The following is an 18,100-nucleotide window of genomic DNA, read 5'->3' on the forward strand; positions in this document are numbered from 1 at the left end:
CCGGTTCTCCTCGCTCGGACTCGCTCGGACTCGCTCGGGCTCATTCGGGCTCATTCGGACTCGCTCGAAATGAGTGAAGCCGGGTTGTCCACAGTTTTCGCGCGTCCTCGGGCTTGTCCACAGAGCGCGATTCGGTAATCCGGGCGTGGGGTGGGCCGGGCCATCGTGTCTTCCATGCCGCCGGCACTCGGCCGGCTCTCATGGGAGGCACGATGAACGACATCTACGTCACGCTGACCGGTAACGTCGCGGCCCCGCCGCGCCAGCACACCTTCCCCGACGGTTCCCGGGTGACCTCACTCAAGATCGCTTCAACGAACCGTTACTTCGATCGCGAGAACCAGCAGTGGCGCAACGGCGAGACGACCTATTTCGGCGTCCGCTGCTTTCGCGGGCTGGCCGACAACGTCGCGCAGTCGGTCCATCTGGGCCAGCCGGTCGTGGTCCAGGGACGGCTGCGGATCCGCGAGTTCGCCCACGAGGGGGAGCGCCGCTTCATGCCCGAGGTGGAGGCCAACTCGCTCGGTCACGACCTGCGCTGGGGGCTCGGGAGCTTCACCAAGCCGCAGCGCGGCGGGCCGGTCGCGGCTCTCGGCAGCGCGGAGCGGATCGAGCTCGACAGGGAGACCTCCGACTGGGCGATGAGCGGTGGCGCCCCCGTCGCGGCCGGGGCCACCGGCGCCCTGTCCCTGCTGAAGACCGGCTTCGACGACCTGAGGGCCGGCCCCGACGGTGAGACGTCCGTGCCGCGCGAGACGGAGACGGAGATCACGCCGGGCGGTGAGGCCGCCGAAGACGGTGTGATGCTCGGGGACGTCACCCATCTCGGAGACATCATCGATCTCCGAGACACCATCGACCCCCGAGAGGACGCCGATCCCGGAGAGGTCGCCCAAGTGCCGCCGCGCGGGGCGGATCGCGAGCCTGCCCGGCAGGATCACCAGCCTGCCGGGAAGGAGCCGGTGGAGGGGGAGACCACGGCGAGGCGTGGAAGGGGTGGGAGGAGCACGACGAGGCGGCAGGACGCGACGGGGACGACAAGCTCGGGCACGGAGGCCGAGACGGCCGGGGGTGTGCCGGATGCGGTGAGGATCCACCCGGACGCGAGCGACGAGACGCCCTGGCCGACGCGGGAGAGTCTGGCGGCCTGAGCCGCTTTCCGCTGGGAGGTCCGGGCCGCGGGCCTCCCAGCGGAGCCGGTGTTCAGAGCCGTGCGAGGGCGGGTGGCCGCGAGCCGGAGGAAGACCGGGAGGGCTGACACCCGACTCGAAGGGCTGGGAGGAAGACTCGGAGCGCCGGGAGAAAGGAAAGTGGGCCGGAGGGAGACACGGAAGGCTGGGCGGGAGGCGAGGGGGCTGGATTCTTGAGGAAGGCGCGCGGAGCCAGGCGGGAGGCGAAGCGGGCTGGAAGGGCAGGACGGGCGCAGGGAAGCGAGACGGAGGGCACGGGGAGACCGAGGAGCGGAACGCGGAAAGACCGGGGAGCGGAACGCGGAAAGGCGGAGAAACGGGGGGTGGGAAACCTGGGGTGGGGTGGGAAACGTGGGAGTGTTGGGAAGCCGGGGGCGGGGGTTTCACATGGGGAGAGCGTCTGACGGAGCAGGGGCCTCGCGGAGAGGGGGCCTGGTGCGGGCTGAGTGAGGGGGCATCGGCCGGACGCGGTCGGTGTCTCGCCGCGGCAGCGCGGTGACGCCGAGATAACCGGCCGATGGTCTTGCCCGTGTCAGATGCCGAGACACCTGTTAGGTCCAGGTCACGCCCCGCAGCATGGCTTGCTCCTTTCCCACACGGCCCGCTCGCGAGCGAGCGGTTTCCAAGACGTGAGTCAACCGGTGGGCTGACTCACTCTGTCAAAGGTAGCGGTTACCATCGCGCGTCGCACACTCCGCAACTATTGTGTTACACATCGTTAGTCGGAGAGGGGGACGACATGGCGGCTCCCAGTCACACGTCGGTCAAACCGCGCGACGGCATGACACCCTTGGTCGATCGGTGGCCCCTGCTGGGGCAGCGTCGCCCGCTGGTCGGCTACCTCTGCGGGATAGTAGCGCTGGATCTCGCCGCGATCGCGTTTTTCTCGATAACCGGTGTTTTCCGCTGGTCCGATGTGCTGACCTTCACCGCGCTGATGGCGTGCGGGGCCGTGTGCATCGAGGCGACCCGGAGACTCGGCATGCCCGCGGGCGTCTACCGTGATCTGCTTTCCGCCTGGTGGCTGCCCGCCGCACTGCTCCTCCCGCCCCTCTACGCGCTCCTGGCACCCATCCCGCTCCAGTTCCTGTTACAGAAGCGGGTGCGCGCGACGGTGGTCTACCGGCGGGTCGTCAGCTCCGCGGCGATCGGCCTGGCCGGTTGCGCGGCCTCCCTGCTCTTCCACGCCGTGGTCGGCGACCTGAACGCGCTGACCAGGGGCGAGGGAGGGCCGATCCTCGTGGCCATCGGCTGCGCGGTCCTGTTCACGGTGATCAACACCGCGCTGATCGCCGTCGCCGCGCACACCGCCGACCCCGACAGCCGCTGGCGGGAGGTCCTTTGGAACCGGGAGAACCTGCTCCTCGACGTCGTCGAGCTCTGTCTCGGCGTCCTCGTCTCCATCACCTGCGGGCTCAACCTGGCCCTGCTGGTCCTGGCGCTGCCCCCGGTGGTGCTGCTGCAGCGCAGCCTGCTGCACGCCCAGCTCCAGGCGGCGGCCCGCACCGATCTCAAGACAGGTTTGCTGAACGCCGCGGCCTGGCAGCGGGAGGCCGACACTGAGATCGTCAGGGCGCGCCGCACGGGGGAGACGCTCGCGCTGCTGATCGTCGACATCGATCATTTCAAGAGGGTCAACGACACCTACGGCCACCTGATCGGCGATCAGGTGCTCGTCGGGGTGGCCGACACGATCCGCAGCCAGCTGCGCGACTACGACGTGGTGGGCCGGTTCGGCGGCGAGGAGTTCGTCGTCCTGCTGCCCAGGGCCGACGTGACCGAGGCCCGCAGGGTCGCCGAGCGGCTGCGCTCCCGGGTGGGGCGGATGGCGGTTCCCGCCGACGAGAACATGATCACCGTGACCATCTCGGTCGGTGTCGCGATCATGAGTGTGCACGGAGACGACCTGATCGAGCTGCTCGCCGCGGCCGACCTCGCTCTTTACCGGGCGAAGGAGCTCGGCCGCGACCAGATCTGCCTGCCCGCCACCGTCGTGCCCCCGGCCCGCAGGCCGGGATCCGAGGCCGCTCCCGGCTGAACTCCCAAGCCCTGTCCCGGGCCGCCCATAGCTGAACTCCCCAGGCCCTAAACTAAAGGCATGCCGGAGTACATCTACACACTGCAGCGCGTGCGCAAGGCGCACGGCGACAAGGTCGTCCTCGACGACGTGACGCTGTCGTTCCTGCCGGGCGCCAAGATCGGTGTCCTGGGCCCCAACGGCACCGGAAAGTCGACGCTGCTGAAGATGATGGCGGGCCTGGAGCAGCCGTCCAACGGCGACGCCCGGCTCATGCCCGGCTTCACCGTCGGCATGCTCCAGCAGGAGCCCCCCCTCAACGAATCCAAGACCGTCCTCGGCAACGTCGAAGAGGGTGTCGCCGAGACCAAGGCGATGCTCGACCGCTTCAACGAGATCGCCGAGCTGATGGCCACCGACTACAGCGACGAGCTCCTCAACGAGATGGGCAAGCTCCAGGACGCCCTCGACCACCGCAACGGCTGGGATCTCGACAGCCAGCTGGAGCAGGCGATGGACGCCCTCCGCTGCCCCCCGCCGGAGTCCGAGGTCACCCAGCTCTCCGGTGGTGAGCGCCGCCGGGTCGCCCTCTGCAAGCTGCTCCTGGAGCAGCCCGACCTGCTGCTGCTCGACGAGCCCACCAACCACCTCGACGCCGAGAGTGTCCAGTGGCTTGAGTCGCACCTGGAGAAATACCCGGGCACCGTCCTGGCCGTCACCCACGACCGCTACTTCCTGGACAACGTGGCCAACTGGATCCTGGAGCTCGACCGGGGCCGCTGCCACCCCTACGAGGGCAACTACTCCACCTACCTGGAGGCCAAGGCGGCGCGGCTCAAGCTTGAGGGCCAGAAGGACGCCAAGCGCAAGAAGCGCCTGGAGGAGGAGCTGGTGTGGGTCCGCTCCAACGCCAGGGCCCGCCAGACCAAGAGCCGGGCGCGTCTGGAGCGCTACGAGGAGATGGCCGCCGAGGCCGACAAGCACCGCAAGCTCGACTTCGAGGAGATCCAGATCCCGCCGGGCCCGCGCCTGGGGACCACGGTCATCCGGTCCGAGAAGCTCACCAAGGGCTTCGAGGAGCGGGTCCTGATGGAGAGCCTCTCCTTCGACCTCCCGCGTAACGGCATCGTCGGCATCATCGGCCCGAACGGTGTCGGAAAGACGACCCTGTTCCGCATGATCACCGGCAGTGAGACGCCCGACAGCGGCGAGATCGTCATCGGCGACACCGTCAAGCTCTCCTACGCCGACCAGAGCCGGGGCGGGATCGATCCGAAGAAGAACGTCTGGGAGGTCGTCTCCGACGGGCTCGACTACATCAAGGTCGGCCAGGTCGAGATGCCGTCCCGCGCCTACATCGCGGCGTTCGGGTTCAAGGGCCCGGACCAGCAGAAGAAGGCGGGCATCCTGTCCGGCGGAGAGCGCAACCGGCTCAACCTGGCGCTCACCCTCAAGCAGGGCGGTAACGTGCTGCTGCTCGACGAGCCCACCAACGACCTCGACACCGAGACGCTCTCCAGCCTGGAGAACGCGTTGCTGGAGTTCCCGGGCTGCGCGGTCATCACCTCGCACGACCGGTGGTTCCTCGACCGCATCGCCACCCACATCCTCGCCTGGGAAGAGGGCTCGAACTGGTTCTGGTTCGAGGGCAACTACGCCGACTACGAGAAGAACAAGATCGAGCGCCTGGGCGCCGACGCGGCCCGGCCGCACCGCGTCACCTACCGCAAGCTCACCCGCGACTGATCCCGGTCCCGGAGACCGGTCCGGTCTCCGGCCCGGGCCCGCCCGCGACGGGCGCGGTCCCGGCCGGAAGTGACCGGCGCGCTTGACGAGCCCCCGATGCCCCGCCGTGCGGCGGGCACCGGGGGCTCGCTACGGTTCTGGGTGTGTTTGGACAGAGAATCGCGGACGGCGTCGGCCGTGGTCACCGGCATGTGTTCCCCAGGGCCGTCAGGTTCGCCGACATCGACTCGCTGGGACACGTCAACAACGTGCGGTTCCTCGACTATCTGGAGGACGCGCGGCTGGCGCTGTTCCATGTCGACCCCCACCGCGAGGGCAACGAGCCGTTCAAGGGGCTAGTGGTCGCCCGGCACGAGATCGACTACCTGCGTCCCCTCACCTTCCGCCCCGATCCGGTCCGGGTGGAGTCATGGGTGACGGAGATCCGGCCGGTGCGTTTCACCCTCGCGTACGAGATCCGCGACGATGAGGAGATCTTCGTCAAGGCCCGCTCGGTGCTCGTGGCCTACGACGTGGCGAGGGCCTCCCCGCGACGGTTCGACCAGGATGAGCTCGCCTATCTGAGCAGGTTCGCCGACGCCTGAGAGACCGGGGAGCGGGGGCCGGGGGCGGGGTCGCGGAGGCGGGCGCCGTCCGCCGGTGAAGCACCCGCCCGGTCCTCCGCGCGGAACGGCTCGCGGAACCGTCGCCACCTCCGTGGCGCGTCCGCCTGTCCACCCATGACGCGTCCGCCCCGCCTGCCCGCTCGCGTCGTGCCCGTCTGTCCGGTACGCGGCACCTCCCGCCCGTGGCGCGTTCGCCTGTCCGGTGGGGGCTTGCCCCGCCCGTCATGGGGGGGCGGGGCGCACCGGGAGTCTCAGGCGCCGGGGGTGTACAGCCAGGCCGCGGTGTCCGGCAGGAGCAGGTGACCGTCCACCGGGGCGCTGCCGATCAGGACGCGCTCGTGCGGAGGCAGCTGCACCGGCTCGGAGCCGCAGTTGATGACGCAGGTCAGGGGACCCCGGCTGAAAATGAGGGCGTCCTCGGGGGCGTCCAGCCAGGTGATCTCGTCGGGCAGCGTGCCGCGCAGCTCGCGGCGGGCGCGCAGGGCCTCCTGGTAGAAGCTCAGCGTCGAGCCGGGATCGTTCGACTGGCGCTCGGCGGAGAGCACGACCCACTCGACCGGCTGGGGCAGCCAGGGGCGTGTCCCCTCGGGTGAGAAGCCGTACGGCTCGGCCACGCCGGACCAGGGGAGGGGGACCCGGCAGCCGTCGCGGCCGGGCAGCTCTCCCTTGGAACGGGCGAAGATGGGGTCCTGACGAGCCTCCGGGGGAAGATCCTTCACCTCGGGGAGGCCCAGTTCCTCCCCCTGGTAGAGATATGCCGAACCCGGTAGGGCGAGCATGGCGAGCAGGGCCGCACGGGCCCGGGAGAGGCCCGTCGTGGAGTTGGTGAGGCCGTTGCCGTACCGGGTCACGTGGCGGACCACGTCGTGGTTGGAAAGCACCCAGGTCGGAGCGGTCACGGCGGCCAGCGTGTCATCGATGATCTTCTTGAACGCGGGCCCGGACCAGGGCGCCTCCAGCCAGGCGAAGTTGAAGCTCTGGTGCAGCTCGTCGGGGCGGACGTACAGCGCGAGATCCTCGGCGGAGTCGGTCCAGACCTCGCCGATCGCCATCCGCTCGCCCTCGTAGGAGTCGAGCACCTTGCGCCAGTCGCGGTAGACCTCGTGCACCTCAGGCCGCCCCCAGATCGGCGACTCGGCCTTGAACGCCTGGCCCTCCGGCGGGGTGTCCGGCAGCCCCTCGGCCTTGTACAGGCCCATCGCCACGTCGATCCTGAACCCGTCCACCCCCCGGTCGAGCCAGAAGCGCAGCACGTCCAGGAACTCGGAGTGCACCTCGGGGTTGCGCCAGTTGAAGTCGGGCTGCTCCGGTGCGAAGAGGTGGAGATACCACTGCCCGTCGGGCGTCTTGCTCCAGGCCGGGCCGCTGAAGGTCGACTGCCAGTTGTTGGGCGGCAGGTCCCCGCCGTCGCGGAAGACGTAACGGTCGCGTCCCTCGCCCCGCAGCGCGGCCTGGAACCACTCGTGGGCGGAGGAGCTGTGGTTCGGGACGATGTCGACGATCACCCGCAGCCCGAGCCGGTGCGCCTCGGAGACGAGTTCGTCGAAGTCGGCGAGCGTGCCGAAGAGCGGGTCGACGTCGCGGTAGTCGGCCACGTCGTAGCCGCCGTCGGCCATGGGAGAGCGGTAGAAGGGGGTCAGCCAGATCGCGTCCACGCCGAGTTCGGCGAGGTACGGCAGGCGCTGCCTGATGCCGGGCAGGTCGCCGACGCCGTCTCCGGAGGCGTCGGCGAAGCTGCGAACGTAGATCTCGTAGACGACGGCGTCACGCCACCAGGGGGTTTCCATGTGCATGGGTTGCCCCCGCTCGGTGGTGTTTATGCGTCGCGGCCCCGGGCCGTGCGGTGTTTGTGCGCCGGGGACGTTGACACGCGCCGGTCCGCGCGTCATGATCCCCGGCCACGTTGTGACGCCGGGGACCTTGGTCATGCGGGGTGGTCCCCGCCTCCGGGGCCCTGACCGGGCCGTGGTTCACGAGCCGGTCGAGAAGCGGTTCACGCGTCGGGGGCGTTGACCATGCTGTGCGCCGCGTACACGAGATAGTCCCAGAGACGCTTCTCCAGGTCGTCGGGGAGCTCCAGGGAGAGCACCGCGTCGTGCATCAGCCGGAGCCAGGCGTCGCGCTCGGCCGAGCGGATGACGAACGGGTTGTGCCGCATCCGCAGCCGGGGGTGGCCGCGCTGCGTGCTGTAGGTGTTTGGACCCCCCCAGTATTGGACGAGGAACAGGCGGAGCCGCTCCTCGGCGCCTTCGAGGTCGTCCTCGGGGTACAGCGGCAGCAGGATCGGATCGGCCGCCACCCCCTGGTAGAAGTGGTGCACCAGACGCCTGAAGGCCTCCTCGCCGCCGACGGCGTCGTAGAAGGACTGGGATTCCTCGGGGGTAGCGGACACGGCTCCAGCCTAATTGACGTCAGGCGGCGATCGTGATGTCGGCCCGGTCGAGGGCGGCCTTGATCCGCAGGCGGAGCTCGCGGGCGACCTCCGCCTGCCGGGAGGGGATGGTCTTGGCGCTGACCCGGAAGATGATGGCGGTGTCGGAGATCTGCTCGATGCCCCAGACCTGCGGCTCCTCGACGATGATCGAGTCACGGAAGGCGGGTTCGTTCCACATCTCGTCGGCGACCTCCTTGAGCAGGTCGCGGACCACCGGGATCTCGGAGGCGTAGGCCACCGGCACGTCGACCGTGGCGCGCGACCAGCCCTGCGACTCGTTGCCGACCCGGGTGATCGTGCCGTTGCGGATGTACCAGACCCGGCCGTCGGCGTCGCGCAGGCGGGTGATGCGCAGGGTGACCGCCTCCACGGTGCCGATCGCGGCGCCCGCGTCGATCACGTCGCCCACGCCGTACTGGTCCTCCAGGAGCATGAACATGCCGGCGATGAAGTCCTTGACGAGCTCCTGGGCGCCGAAGCCGATCGCCACGCCCAGGATGCCGACGCTGGTCAGCAGGGGGGCGATGGGAACGGAGAGGCGTTCGAGGACGGTCAGCACGGCGGTGCCCAGGATGATGATCGAGGCGACGTGCCTGAGCACCGAGCCGATGGTCTCGGCCCGCTGCCTGCGCCGCTCGGCCACGATCGCGTCGAGGCCCTCGGGGGTGACCGTCTCCCTGCCGCGCAGCCGCCCCGCCAGGGACGCGCGCTCGGTGGACGCCCTGCGCACCACCCGGCCGATCAGCCGGTGCGCCACGTTGCGCAGGATCAGCGCGATGACCACGACCAGCGTGATGGCGATCAGGCCCGCGATCACGGGGGCCACCCAGTCGACGGCAGCGGGCACGAGCATCTTCACGAAGTCGCAGATTACCCCACCGCCGTTCCCGCACCCCTGTGTTAAGCCCGCGCTCATGTCGAGAAGGTTCTCGACGACGACTCCCGGACCTGAGGTCGAGGTGACGCTGGGGGCGGGGGTGGGCGTGGGGGAAAGCAGGAACACGGAGTGGATCCCTCTCGGATCGGATCGACCGGCGGACCGGATGAGTCGTGCGACCCATCCATATTGCCGATCGAACCGGCCTCCGTCACATCACGCCGGGGAAGACGGGGACATCCTGGTCTAGGGCCGCGGGGGCGGACCCGGATGCCCCGGTGACGGGACGACCCGGACGGGACACGCACCCGGAAGCGTGTCCCGTACCGTTCCCGAAAGGGATCCCTCCGGTCACCGCCCGGACGAGAGACCGGACGGCAGCCTGTGCTTTACAGCAGTTCGTGGACTCCGGCTCGCGGGAGCCTTCGCGTTCCGGCCGCGTTCCCGGCGTTCCCGGCGTTCCCGACATTTTCGGGAGGGGTTTCCGCGGGTGGGAGTTCGCGCGTGCCGGCCGGACGATTCGGAGCCGGCGGGGTGCCCAGCGTCCGAGGACGCTCCGCACCGGTCACCCCGCCGGCTCCGCCGAGCCGCGGCAGGCGCGGCACATCGGGCGGGTGAAGGCCCGCTGTGCCGCTCACCTCACTCTCCTACCGCGGCGAGTACGCGTGCGACCTTGGTCGCGGCACCGGCGGGATCCTCCGCCGTGTGCATTCGTTCACCCCAGGACCACCAGTAATACCAATCCCGATGGCTGGGGGTGGCCTGCGCCCGGCAGGTGACGTTCTCCGCCAGGCTGGTCGCCTTCGGATTGATCACGCGCACGAACGCACGGCCCGAGTGGGTCCGCACCACGCGGGCGTGCAGCCCGCGGCAGTCAAGCTCCGTCACCAGCCGCTCAAGGTGCCGGAAATCGTCTTCACCCACCTCGTCCCTCCTCGTGGTCTCGGCTTGCCGGCATCGAATCGTGTTCGTTCGATCACGCTTACGGTGCTGCTCGCCAAAGATGACTCACGGTGGCCCTACGGGTCAATTCGGGGAAAACCCAGTTCAGGGTGGGCGATATGCCAAGTAGGTTGAAAGAAACAGTCCCTCGGGGGACGATTCTTAGTCAGCGGCTTTATTAGCGCGTTCCGGATGAGTCAAACGTGGTCCATCATTCTCGGTAGGCGCAGTGCGACGGAAAGATCACACTGAGTCATAGGGAGAGAGGACCGGTCGGGACCAGTGTGCCAGCCAGCCCGGCTGGCCACGAGAGAGGGGCCGGTATGTCCGGCAGGCAGCACAGGGAGACAGAGTTAGCGCGGCAGGTCCGGGCCCGTGGCCTGGCCGCCGGGAAGTCCTCGGCGCAGATAGCCGAGGAAATCTACGAAAAGTGCAGTTCGCAATTCGGGACCACTCGCATTAAAGGTCACCGTCTCGCGCACGGAGTCGCTCTCGCGGACGTCATCGAGCAGATACGGGCGCTGTTCGAGCGCGACGGCAAGGCGGCCCCCGGCATCGGTGAGACGCTCCTGTCCGCGTACGAGAGCGGGCTGAAGCGGCCCGGCCCCGAATACCTGCACTACCTGTGCTCCGCCTACCGGGTCGAACCCGCCTCCCTCGGGTACGACGGCCCGTGCATCTGCGGCCACGGCCACAAGATGCCCGGTGTCGTCCGGGGGGATCTCCAGGACGGAAGACCCGACACTTCCCCTGGTCCGCGTGAGCTGCTGATCCAGCCGATCGGCTTCGATCATTCCGCGGACGGGGGTGAGGAGGACGAGAACGTGCTACGGAGGACGCTTTTACAACTCCTGGGCGGCGGCGCCATCGCACTGGACGGGCAGGTGCTCGGATCGGTGGAGAGCATGCGCAGGAGGATGGACGACACGCTGGTCTCGGCCACCGTCTCGCCCGCGATGCTCGACCAGTGGGAGGAGTCCACGATCGGCCTCGGCCGCCAGTACGCGAACACCGCCCCGCTCAGGCTACTGTGCGACGTGATGCTCGAATTCGCCGCGGTGCGCAAGGCCATGGAGCGGCGCCAGCCGGTCGACCTGCAGGAACGATTGTGCCGCATGGCGGCGCAGCTCGCCGGTCTGAGCGGCATGATCATGGTCAACCTCGGTGACCACCGGCTCGCCCGGTCCTTCTTCAGGACCGGCAGGACCGCGGCGGACGAGACCGGCGACCGGGCGCTGAGGGCGTGGGTCACGGCCAGGGAGGCCCTGGTCCCGCTCTACTACGGCGATCCGCGCGAGGCGCTCAACCTCGCCAAGAAGAGCCGTGACCTGGCCGGGCAGACGCCCTGCGCGGCCCAGGCGATGGCCCCGGTGGTCGAGGCCCGAGCGCTCGCGATGATGTCGGGCTCGGGCAAGAAGGAGGTGGTCGACCAGGCGAAGCGGGCGCTGTCGAGGGCGAGGGCGGCCTTCTCCCAGATGGCCGCCGCGGACCAGGACGACTCGACCTTCGGCTACACCGAGCGCCAGCTCTACTTCCACCAGGGAGACGCGCTGGTCAAGCTCGGGCAGGCGATGGAGGCCGACCTCATCCTGGAACAGGCGCTCACCAAGTACGGCCCGACCGACTGGCTCGACCCGACCTTCATCAGATTCGACCGGGCCCAGTGCAAGATCCTTGAGGGTGACGTGGACGAGGCGCTGGAGATCGCCCAGCGTACGGTCTCGGGTCTCGACGAGGCCTGCCGGCCCGACATCCTCATGCAACGCGCCCACGAGGTGGGCAAACAGGTCGAGGTGAAGGCCCCCGGCCATCCCAAGCTCAAGACCTACATGGAATCGCTGCGCAGCCGCAGCGCGTCGACGGAGGATCCGGTGGCCGACAGGAGTGGCAGTTGAAGCCGAGGCTTCGGCGTTATCGCTGGTCCGACCTCGAAGCCGTCTGGGCACTCCACCAGATATGCCTCGCCCAGGTCGGTCTCGCGCCGGGAGACGGTGTCTACTACGAGGACGACTTCCCGAGGATCCACGAGATCTATCTCGCCGACCGGGGTGAGTTCCTCGTGGGGGAGATGCCCGACGGGCGCGTCGCCACGATGGGCGGTCTCCGTCGCGTCGACGACCAGACCGCCGAGATGTGCCGCATGCGGGTCCATCCGGAGTTCCAGCGTCGCGGTTTCGGTGCCCAGATGGTCCTCGCACTGGAGGCTCGGGCTCTGGAACTCGGCTATGTACGCCTTCGTGGTGACACCACCCTGAATCAGCTCGCGGCGATGGAGCTCTATCGCAAGTTCGGATGGCGCGAGATTCGCCGGGAAGAGCGAGGGGGATCTGTGGTGATTTACGGAGAAAAGGACCTGGTAGCCGCTATGTCCTCTTTAACTAAATGATCTGAAATTTAGGCTGCTTTACCGATGAGTGTTGCTTATTTCGAAAACGTGAGAATAATTGTTCTTCGTACCTACCGCTATTCTCTGGTGAGTGCGATGAAAAAGATCATTGTCCACAAAACCGGCGTGTCCAGGCTCGGCGGCGTCGCCAGCGCCATCCACAAGGGATGAGATTCTTTCCGGCCGGAAGAATCGCCCTCTGACGGCAGGCGGTCCTCGATCTCGCGGATCGGGGGCCGTGCGGGCCTTTTGCGCCCGCTCATTCGGCCGCCCCCGTGTATTCGGTCCCGGCCGTGCCCTCGGTCCCGATCGGGGCCGGTGGCCGGGTCACCCCAGCCGGGTGATCCGGGAGACGACCTCCGGCAGGTCCGGAGGCTCCAGGAAGTCGGGGAGATCGGCCATCTCCGCCGGTGAGAACCAGCCGGACCCCAGATAGGTGATGTTCTCCTCCGCGGTGAAGGCCCCCGCGCCCACCTCGGGGGTGCCCCCGAACCTGGCCAGATAGAACCGCTCGGTCTTGACGTAGTGGACGCCGATCCAGCGGAAATCCCGGCGTACCGGCACCCACCGGTCCAGCACCGCCTCGCCCGGCAGGCCCGTCTCCTCGGTGAGCTCGCGCCGCGCGGCGGCGAGGGGGGTCTCACCCGGGTCGATCCCGCCGCCCGGCGGCTCCCACAGGCTCCGGCCGCCGGAGGGGTCGCGCCAGTGCATGAGCAGCACCCGGCCGGAGCCGTCCACACAGATCACCCGGGCCGCGGGCCTGTCGTTCGGCTGAGGGTCGTCCATGGGCCAGGGACGCTACCAGCCGCCGGGGCCGGGCCTCCGGCGACCTTGGCGGCTCCCGGCCCGCCACGTGCCGGACCGCCGGGTGTGGCGGGGGGATTCGCTGTACTCTGCCCACGTCAGGTGGAAGCATCGTACGATCCGACCTCTCAAGCTCAAGGGTGAAGGCATGAGTTCCAGGGCCGAGTTTGTGTTGACGCTGTCCTGCCCGGACCGTCCCGGTGTGGTGGCCGCGGTCTCCGGCCTCCTGGCCGGGCGGGGATGCAACATCATCGAGAGCCAGCAGTTCGGTGACGTCGTGTCCGAGCGGTTCTTCATGCGGGTGCAGTTCGCCTCGGCGCTGCCCGACGGGGAGCTGCGCGAGGCCTTCGCCGCGCTCGCCCCCGAGTTCGGCATGGACTTCAAGCTGCGGGAGGTCTCCGTCAAGCCGCGCGTGCTGGTGATGGTCAGCAAGTTCGGCCACTGCCTGAACGACCTCCTCTACCGGACGCGCTCCGGCCTGCTCGACATCGAGATCGTCGCGGTCGTCTCCAACCACCCGGACCTGCGGCCGCTGACCCAGTCGTACGGCATCGACTATCACCACCTGCCGGTCACCTCCGAGACCAAGCCCAGGCAGGAGCAGGAGATCCTGACCCTGGTCGACCACTACCGGGCCGATCTGGTGGTGCTCGCCCGCTACATGCAGGTGCTGTCGGAGGACCTCTGCGTGAAGCTCGCGGGCAACGTGATCAACATTCACCACTCGTTCCTGCCGTCGTTCAAGGGCGCCAAGCCGTACCACCAGGCGCACTCCCGCGGCGTGAAGCTGATCGGCGCGACCGCGCACTACGTGACCGCCGACCTCGACGAGGGCCCGATCATCGAGCAGGAGGTCGCCCGGGTCAACCACACCCACTCCGCGGAGGACCTCGCCGCCATCGGCCGCGACGTCGAGTGCCAGGCCCTGGCGCGCGCCGTCCGCTGGCACACCCAGCAGCGTGTCCTGCTCGACGGCCACAAGACGATCGTCTTTCCCCGCTAGCGCGCCGGTCGAGCGGCGCGTGCCGTTCGGCGGCTGCGAGACGGTCGTCTTTCGTACGCGGCACGTCCAGCGGCCGCGCGTCGACGAGGGATCCCGGCGCGGAGCCCGCCGACGGTTCGAGTGCGTACAGGGTGCCGGGCGGGCCGAGGATCGTGGTGTCATATCCTCCGCCGGTCAGCTCGTACGCCAGGCGGACCCCCGGATGCCGAAGTCACGCATCTTGACCCCGCCAGGCGCGTCGGCGTCGGTCAGGTGCCTGACCACCGCGACCTCGAAGCCGTCGTCGCCGAGGAAGACGTTTCCCACCCGGCCACCGGGATCCTCACGCGCCCACCTCCCCGTCGCCGAGCGGGCGGTCGTGCCGCGGACCTCCGGCCGATCCCTCGGAGGCCGACCTCTCCGTGGCCGCCTTCCTCGCCGATTCTCGGTCCGTGGCCGGTTCCCGGGGCGTGGCCGGTTCCGATTCTGCGGCCGATGCCGGAGCCGGTCCGTGCCCGGCGGGGTTGTCGGCGGCCGGTTCACGCCCGGCCACCCCGGCGACCGTCACGCTGCCGGTCTCGGGGGAGACCGCGGTGTCGTCGGCCGGATCCCAGTCGGCCGGATCCCACCAGGGCGCGGGCGCCTCCTCCCGGTCCTGGGGTTCTCCGGTCTCCGGGGGCGCGGGAGGTTGCCGCTCGCCGGCCGTCTCCACCGAGCGGATCGCGCCGTGGAGCCGTTCCAGCAGGTCGGGCGGCATGCTGCCGACCATGTCGATGAGCTCGGCCACCCGGGGGTCGGTCTCCCCGGTCTCCGGGGTCTCCTCGCCGGTGAGGGTGAGCGTGCGCAGGTGGAGCATCTCGTCGATCTCCGTGGAGTCGAACAGGGGGTCGGGGCTCTCCGGCGCGATGTCCGGGTGGTCGTAGAGGATGATCGGCGAGGAGAGCACGACGTCCCGGTGGCCGGGCTCGCCCACGAGTACCGGCCAGGTGCGCTCGTTGCGGCAGGTCTGCACGGCGGGCCGCGCCCATTCCGGCGGGTCGAGCAGGGAGACGAAGGCCCCGGCGGTCACCGCGATGATCAGGTGCGCCGAGACCAGCGAGTGCCGCAGCGCCTGCTCGCGCGGCGCGCCCAGCGGTCGCCAGTCATCGGTGTTCTCCACCCGGGCGCGCAACTTGACCAGGCCGTACGGTCCGGGCATCAGCTCGGCGGAGATCCTGAGCGCGGCGTGCAGCGGCAGGTGCTCGGAGACGAGACGCCCTATCACCTCCCCGGACGGCGCCACGATCGGCTCGACCACGCGGTCTCCGGGAATACGCACCTCGATCACCCGCTCGGGGGCGCCGAGGAGGCCGGCGATGGGGAGTGTCACCTCCGCCTCCCGCTCGGTCGCCTCGTCGAAGGTGAGATAGGTCCGGTGGCCGTTCCGCAGCTGCTGGACCGGCCAGTAGCCGTCGTCCTCGGCGCGCTCGACGCCGCGCGTCCTGACGTGCAGGAAACGCAGGTTCAGGTGCGCCACGGCGTACGTGGCCCCTTCGAGGAGGCATTCGGTCACGCTGGCCGGATGTTCGGCGGTCGCGGTGAACCCCGGTGGTACGAGCACCCCGAACTGCCAGCGCACCTGGTTCTTGGCCGACGAGGCGCGGTAGGGGTAGAGGAGGTAGCCCTCGTACAGCACCGCGTCCGCCACCCGCCGCGCGATGTCCATCGGAACGCTCATCGCCGGGTCTCCTTGAGCAGTAGTTCCGGGGTCTCGTCCCAGGTCGCCAGGGCGCGCCGGGACTCGAACCCGCTGAGTTCCCGCAACGTGTCGCGGCGCGGCCACAGCCGGGATCACCCTCGGCGTGACGCACATCTCGCGACCCCGGCGGCTCCTGTCCCGGTAGGCGAAGTCGCGGTGCTCGGGGTTCTGGAAGCTTCCTCAGCGGTCTAGCGGCACCCGCCCGCGGCCGGGCAGCGCCCGGCGGCAGAAGTCGAACGGGTCGTCGTGCGTGGGCACGACCCGCTTCACGAACCCGACGTGGCGCGTCAGCCGGGTCGGGGAGCCGGTGGACGGCCGCACCGGCGCGGCCGTTCACCGGTCCACCCCTCGCCCGGGCGTGCCGAGCCGGTCGCGGAAGACGTGGGCCGGCTCCCACGGCGGGTGGCCGGTGGCCGTGGCCCGGGCGGCACACGCGACGCGTTCCGCGTCACCCGCCAGGGCGTGCCCGGCGTGGTTTCGTCGTACGGAGGCCGCGACGACCGCCGCCTCCGTGACCGGTGTGACGACCGGTGGCGAAGGAGGCGTTGTTCGCGTACTCGGTGTGCCAGGCATGTCGACGCTCCGTATTTTTCACGGTAGTCGTCACATTACGATTGGCCGTTTCAGGCCCGACACCCTCGGCTCGACAATCAACGGCAAAGCTCTGATCATTGACGTAACCTTCCCGTCCAGATCATGCGAGCTCCGAGGCGTTCCCGCCGGTCGCGGGAAGGATGGCGGGATGGGCGCGGGTCCGGGTCGGGGCCCGTCACGGCGCGCGCTGGGACGAGGTGGTCGCGGCGGCCGAGACCCGGACGAATCCTCCGGAACCCCGGGGCCGCCTCTCCGGGATTCACCGTCCCGTGCCCCTCCGGAACCATCCCTCCGGGACAGCCACGTTGGAGCCACCCCTCCGGACCCCCTCCGGAACCACTGCTCCGGAACCGCCGCGTTGGAACCCGGGTGCGACGGTCGCCGGGTCAGGGGCGGTACGTGCCGAAGTACCAGTCGTTGCCCTCCGGATCCTTGCAGGCGTAATCCCGCGAGCCGTAGTCCTGGTCGGCCAGCCCCCTGGTGATCTCCGCCCCGGCCGTGACGGCCCCGGCGTGGTGGGCGTCGGGGTCGTCCACGACGACGTAGATCCCCGGCCCGCCAGGCTCGCCCGTACTGGTCATGATCATTCCGGTGCCGACGGTCAGCTCCCCGTGGCGGACGCCCCCGTCAGGGTCCGTGACGAGTTGGTGGACCTCGAAACCGAACGCCTGGACCAGCCAGTCGATGGCCTTGCCCGCGTCGCGGTAGCTGACCAGTGGATATACCGTTCGCATGTTCTCTCCTCCCGTGTGGTGACCACCACGATGTCACCGGCGGGAGTGATGGGGCTTGGAAAAATCTGACCTGATCACCCGAGGGCGGGCGAAGGCGGCACCAGCTCGCGGGGAGTGGCTCCGGCCATGGCCCGGAAATCGCGGTTCATGTGGGCCTGGTCGTAGTAACCGCAGGTGGCGGCGGTTTCGGCCAGGGACATGCCAGACCTCAGGCGGCTAGTGGCGTGCTCGAAGCGCAACACCCTGGCCACGACCTTCGGCGCCAGCCCGATCTGGTCGTGGAAGCGGGAGACCAGGTGCCGGTGGCTCCACCCCAGCTCGGCGGCGATCGAGGCCACCGACACCGTGCCGCGGGTGGCGACCAGGCGGCTCCACGCCCAGTCGACGCGCCGGTCCGGCCCCGGCGCCTCGGCGACGCGCCCGCTGAGCGCCTCGTCCAGCAGGGCGATCCGCGCGGCCATGCCGGGGGCCTCCGCCAGCCGCTCGACCGTGGCCGTGGCCCAGCCCCCGAGCACCTCCTCCAGCGAGACCATCCGGTTGGTCAGCTCCCGCATGGGCGTCCCGAGCAGCCGCCTCGCCCCGAGCGGTGTGAGGTTGACCTGCACCCCCTCGGCGACCCCGGCCGTGGTGGTGTCGACGTAGGTGTCGTGCAGGCCACCGGCGAACGAGGCCAGCCGCCGGACCCCCGCGGGCCCGCTCAGCGTGAGCGGCTCGCCGAACCCGAAGATCATGACGACCCCGGCGAACGGCGACTGCCGCCGGGGCGTGGGAGCGGCGCGACGCTCGGTGTAGGCCGACAGATGCGTGACATACGGCCGCAGGAAGGACCCCGGCTCGCTCTCCGTGAAGGTCAGGCCCTCGGCCGCCGCGTCGTCCACGCCCCGACCCTAGCCACCGCCACCGACAGTTCGCCGACCGGCCGCGAGGCCCACCCCGTCCGGTACGGCCATCGCGCCCCTCTCCCTCGATCTCCCTCGATCTCGCACGTCGCGCTCGAAGGCTCGGAAGGCTCGAAGGATCACGCGATGGCCGTCCTCGTCTCACGACGCCG

At 69.6% G+C, this 18,100-nt stretch carries 18 protein-coding genes; 7 read left to right on the top strand and 11 right to left on the bottom strand.

Features of this window, described 5'->3' with window-relative positions; all coding sequences use genetic code 11:
• Positions 1 to 212: 212 nt before the first annotated feature.
• The 4 genes from ACSC1Q_RS14215 to ACSC1Q_RS14230 all read left to right on the top strand — a co-directional run bounded on the left by ACSC1Q_RS14215 (position 213) and on the right by ACSC1Q_RS14230 (position 5,537).
• Complete coding sequence (locus ACSC1Q_RS14215; protein ID WP_436759162.1) at positions 213 to 1,151, top strand: single-stranded DNA-binding protein; 939 nt, start codon at positions 213 to 215, stop codon at positions 1,149 to 1,151.
• An 820-nt stretch (positions 1,152 to 1,971) separates the two neighbouring features.
• Complete coding sequence (locus ACSC1Q_RS14220; protein ID WP_436759163.1) at positions 1,972 to 3,228, top strand: GGDEF domain-containing protein; 1,257 nt, start codon at positions 1,972 to 1,974, stop codon at positions 3,226 to 3,228.
• A 60-nt stretch (positions 3,229 to 3,288) separates the two neighbouring features.
• Positions 3,289 to 4,953: an energy-dependent translational throttle protein EttA gene (gene ettA / locus ACSC1Q_RS14225; RefSeq protein ID WP_436759164.1), complete on the top strand. Its 1,665-nt coding sequence runs from the start codon at positions 3,289 to 3,291 to the stop codon at positions 4,951 to 4,953.
• 143 nt (positions 4,954 to 5,096) lie between these two features.
• Positions 5,097 to 5,537 carry an acyl-CoA thioesterase gene (locus ACSC1Q_RS14230; protein ID WP_436759165.1) on the top strand — a complete coding sequence of 147 codons (441 nt, stop codon included), beginning with the start codon at positions 5,097 to 5,099 and terminating at the stop codon, positions 5,535 to 5,537.
• A gap of 272 nt (positions 5,538 to 5,809) precedes the next feature.
• Here ACSC1Q_RS14230 and ACSC1Q_RS14235 read toward each other — a convergent pair whose 3' ends face one another.
• The 4 genes from ACSC1Q_RS14235 to ACSC1Q_RS14250 form a co-directional block, all read right to left on the bottom strand.
• A complete protein-coding gene (locus tag ACSC1Q_RS14235) occupies positions 5,810 to 7,351 on the bottom strand; it encodes a glycoside hydrolase family 13 protein (protein ID WP_436759166.1) in 1,542 nt (513 codons plus the stop codon).
• Between the two features lie 200 nt (positions 7,352 to 7,551).
• Entirely contained in the window at positions 7,552 to 7,950 is a 399-nt protein-coding gene (locus ACSC1Q_RS14240) for a globin (RefSeq protein WP_436759167.1), read from the bottom strand.
• Positions 7,951 to 7,969: 19 nt separating this feature from the next.
• Positions 7,970 to 8,995, bottom strand: coding sequence for a mechanosensitive ion channel family protein (locus ACSC1Q_RS14245; RefSeq protein WP_436759168.1), 1,026 nt, complete (start codon positions 8,993 to 8,995; stop codon positions 7,970 to 7,972).
• Between the two features lie 513 nt (positions 8,996 to 9,508).
• Positions 9,509 to 9,793: a hypothetical protein gene (locus ACSC1Q_RS14250; protein WP_436759169.1), complete on the bottom strand. Its 285-nt coding sequence runs from the start codon at positions 9,791 to 9,793 to the stop codon at positions 9,509 to 9,511.
• Positions 9,794 to 10,134: 341 nt separating this feature from the next.
• On the opposite strand from ACSC1Q_RS14250, the gene ACSC1Q_RS14255 reads away from it, so the two are divergent.
• Together ACSC1Q_RS14255 and ACSC1Q_RS14260 are read left to right on the top strand one after the other, a co-directional pair.
• Positions 10,135 to 11,706: an NsdA family TPR-like regulatory protein gene (locus ACSC1Q_RS14255; protein WP_436759170.1), complete on the top strand. Its 1,572-nt coding sequence runs from the start codon at positions 10,135 to 10,137 to the stop codon at positions 11,704 to 11,706.
• Positions 11,703 to 12,197, top strand: coding sequence for a GNAT family N-acetyltransferase (locus ACSC1Q_RS14260; RefSeq protein ID WP_436759171.1), 495 nt, complete (start codon positions 11,703 to 11,705; stop codon positions 12,195 to 12,197). The genes ACSC1Q_RS14255 and ACSC1Q_RS14260 overlap by 4 nt, the downstream gene beginning before the upstream one ends.
• 327 nt (positions 12,198 to 12,524) lie before the next feature.
• Here ACSC1Q_RS14260 and ACSC1Q_RS14265 read toward each other — a convergent pair whose 3' ends face one another.
• Complete coding sequence (locus ACSC1Q_RS14265; protein WP_436759172.1) at positions 12,525 to 12,983, bottom strand: NUDIX hydrolase; 459 nt, start codon at positions 12,981 to 12,983, stop codon at positions 12,525 to 12,527.
• 166 nt (positions 12,984 to 13,149) lie between these two features.
• On the opposite strand from ACSC1Q_RS14265, the gene purU reads away from it, so the two are divergent.
• Entirely contained in the window at positions 13,150 to 14,004 is an 855-nt protein-coding gene (purU, locus tag ACSC1Q_RS14270; protein WP_436759173.1) for a formyltetrahydrofolate deformylase, read from the top strand.
• Between the two features lie 174 nt (positions 14,005 to 14,178).
• Here the strand turns inward: purU and ACSC1Q_RS14275 are convergent, their stop codons facing one another.
• The 6 genes from ACSC1Q_RS14275 to ACSC1Q_RS14300 form a co-directional block, all read right to left on the bottom strand.
• On the bottom strand, positions 14,179 to 14,310 hold the full coding sequence (locus tag ACSC1Q_RS14275) for a hypothetical protein (protein ID WP_436759174.1): 132 nt from the start codon (positions 14,308 to 14,310) through the stop codon (positions 14,179 to 14,181).
• A gap of 16 nt (positions 14,311 to 14,326) precedes the next feature.
• Positions 14,327 to 15,700 (bottom strand): hypothetical protein, encoded by a 1,374-nt coding sequence (locus ACSC1Q_RS14280; protein WP_436759175.1) that lies wholly within the window; start codon positions 15,698 to 15,700, stop codon positions 14,327 to 14,329.
• 201 nt (positions 15,701 to 15,901) lie between these two features.
• Positions 15,902 to 16,042: a hypothetical protein gene (locus tag ACSC1Q_RS14285; protein ID WP_436759176.1), complete on the bottom strand. Its 141-nt coding sequence runs from the start codon at positions 16,040 to 16,042 to the stop codon at positions 15,902 to 15,904.
• A 12-nt stretch (positions 16,043 to 16,054) separates the two neighbouring features.
• On the bottom strand, positions 16,055 to 16,294 hold the full coding sequence (locus ACSC1Q_RS14290; protein ID WP_436759177.1) for a hypothetical protein: 240 nt from the start codon (positions 16,292 to 16,294) through the stop codon (positions 16,055 to 16,057).
• Positions 16,295 to 16,701: 407 nt separating this feature from the next.
• Positions 16,702 to 17,049 carry a VOC family protein gene (locus ACSC1Q_RS14295; RefSeq protein ID WP_436759178.1) on the bottom strand — a complete coding sequence of 116 codons (348 nt, stop codon included), beginning with the start codon at positions 17,047 to 17,049 and terminating at the stop codon, positions 16,702 to 16,704.
• Positions 17,050 to 17,123: 74 nt separating this feature from the next.
• Positions 17,124 to 17,927 (bottom strand): helix-turn-helix domain-containing protein, encoded by an 804-nt coding sequence (locus ACSC1Q_RS14300; protein WP_436759179.1) that lies wholly within the window; start codon positions 17,925 to 17,927, stop codon positions 17,124 to 17,126.
• Between the last annotated feature and the right edge of the window lie 173 nt (positions 17,928 to 18,100).

Origin of the sequence: Streptosporangium heterodermiicola (assembly GCF_051390675.1) — a bacterium.
Lineage (GTDB): Bacteria > Actinomycetota > Actinomycetes > Streptosporangiales > Streptosporangiaceae > Streptosporangium.

Excerpts from the sequence above, each read along its gene's own strand:
- ACSC1Q_RS14295 (WP_436759178.1), bottom strand. The coding sequence starts at position 17,049 with ATGCGAACGGTATATCCACTGGTCAGCTACCGCGACGCGGGCAAGGCC.
- ACSC1Q_RS14265 (WP_436759172.1), bottom strand. The coding sequence starts at position 12,983 with ATGGACGACCCTCAGCCGAACGACAGGCCCGCGGCCCGGGTGATCTGT.
- ACSC1Q_RS14290 (WP_436759177.1), bottom strand. The coding sequence starts at position 16,294 with ATGCCTGGCACACCGAGTACGCGAACAACGCCTCCTTCGCCACCGGTC.
- ACSC1Q_RS14215 (WP_436759162.1), top strand. The coding sequence starts at position 213 with ATGAACGACATCTACGTCACGCTGACCGGTAACGTCGCGGCCCCGCCG.
- purU (WP_436759173.1), top strand. The coding sequence starts at position 13,150 with ATGAGTTCCAGGGCCGAGTTTGTGTTGACGCTGTCCTGCCCGGACCGT.
- ACSC1Q_RS14280 (WP_436759175.1), bottom strand. The coding sequence starts at position 15,700 with ATGAGCGTTCCGATGGACATCGCGCGGCGGGTGGCGGACGCGGTGCTG.
- ettA (WP_436759164.1), top strand. The coding sequence starts at position 3,289 with ATGCCGGAGTACATCTACACACTGCAGCGCGTGCGCAAGGCGCACGGC.
- ACSC1Q_RS14235 (WP_436759166.1), bottom strand. The coding sequence starts at position 7,351 with ATGCACATGGAAACCCCCTGGTGGCGTGACGCCGTCGTCTACGAGATC.
- ACSC1Q_RS14220 (WP_436759163.1), top strand. The coding sequence starts at position 1,972 with ATGACACCCTTGGTCGATCGGTGGCCCCTGCTGGGGCAGCGTCGCCCG.
- ACSC1Q_RS14255 (WP_436759170.1), top strand. The coding sequence starts at position 10,135 with ATGTCCGGCAGGCAGCACAGGGAGACAGAGTTAGCGCGGCAGGTCCGG.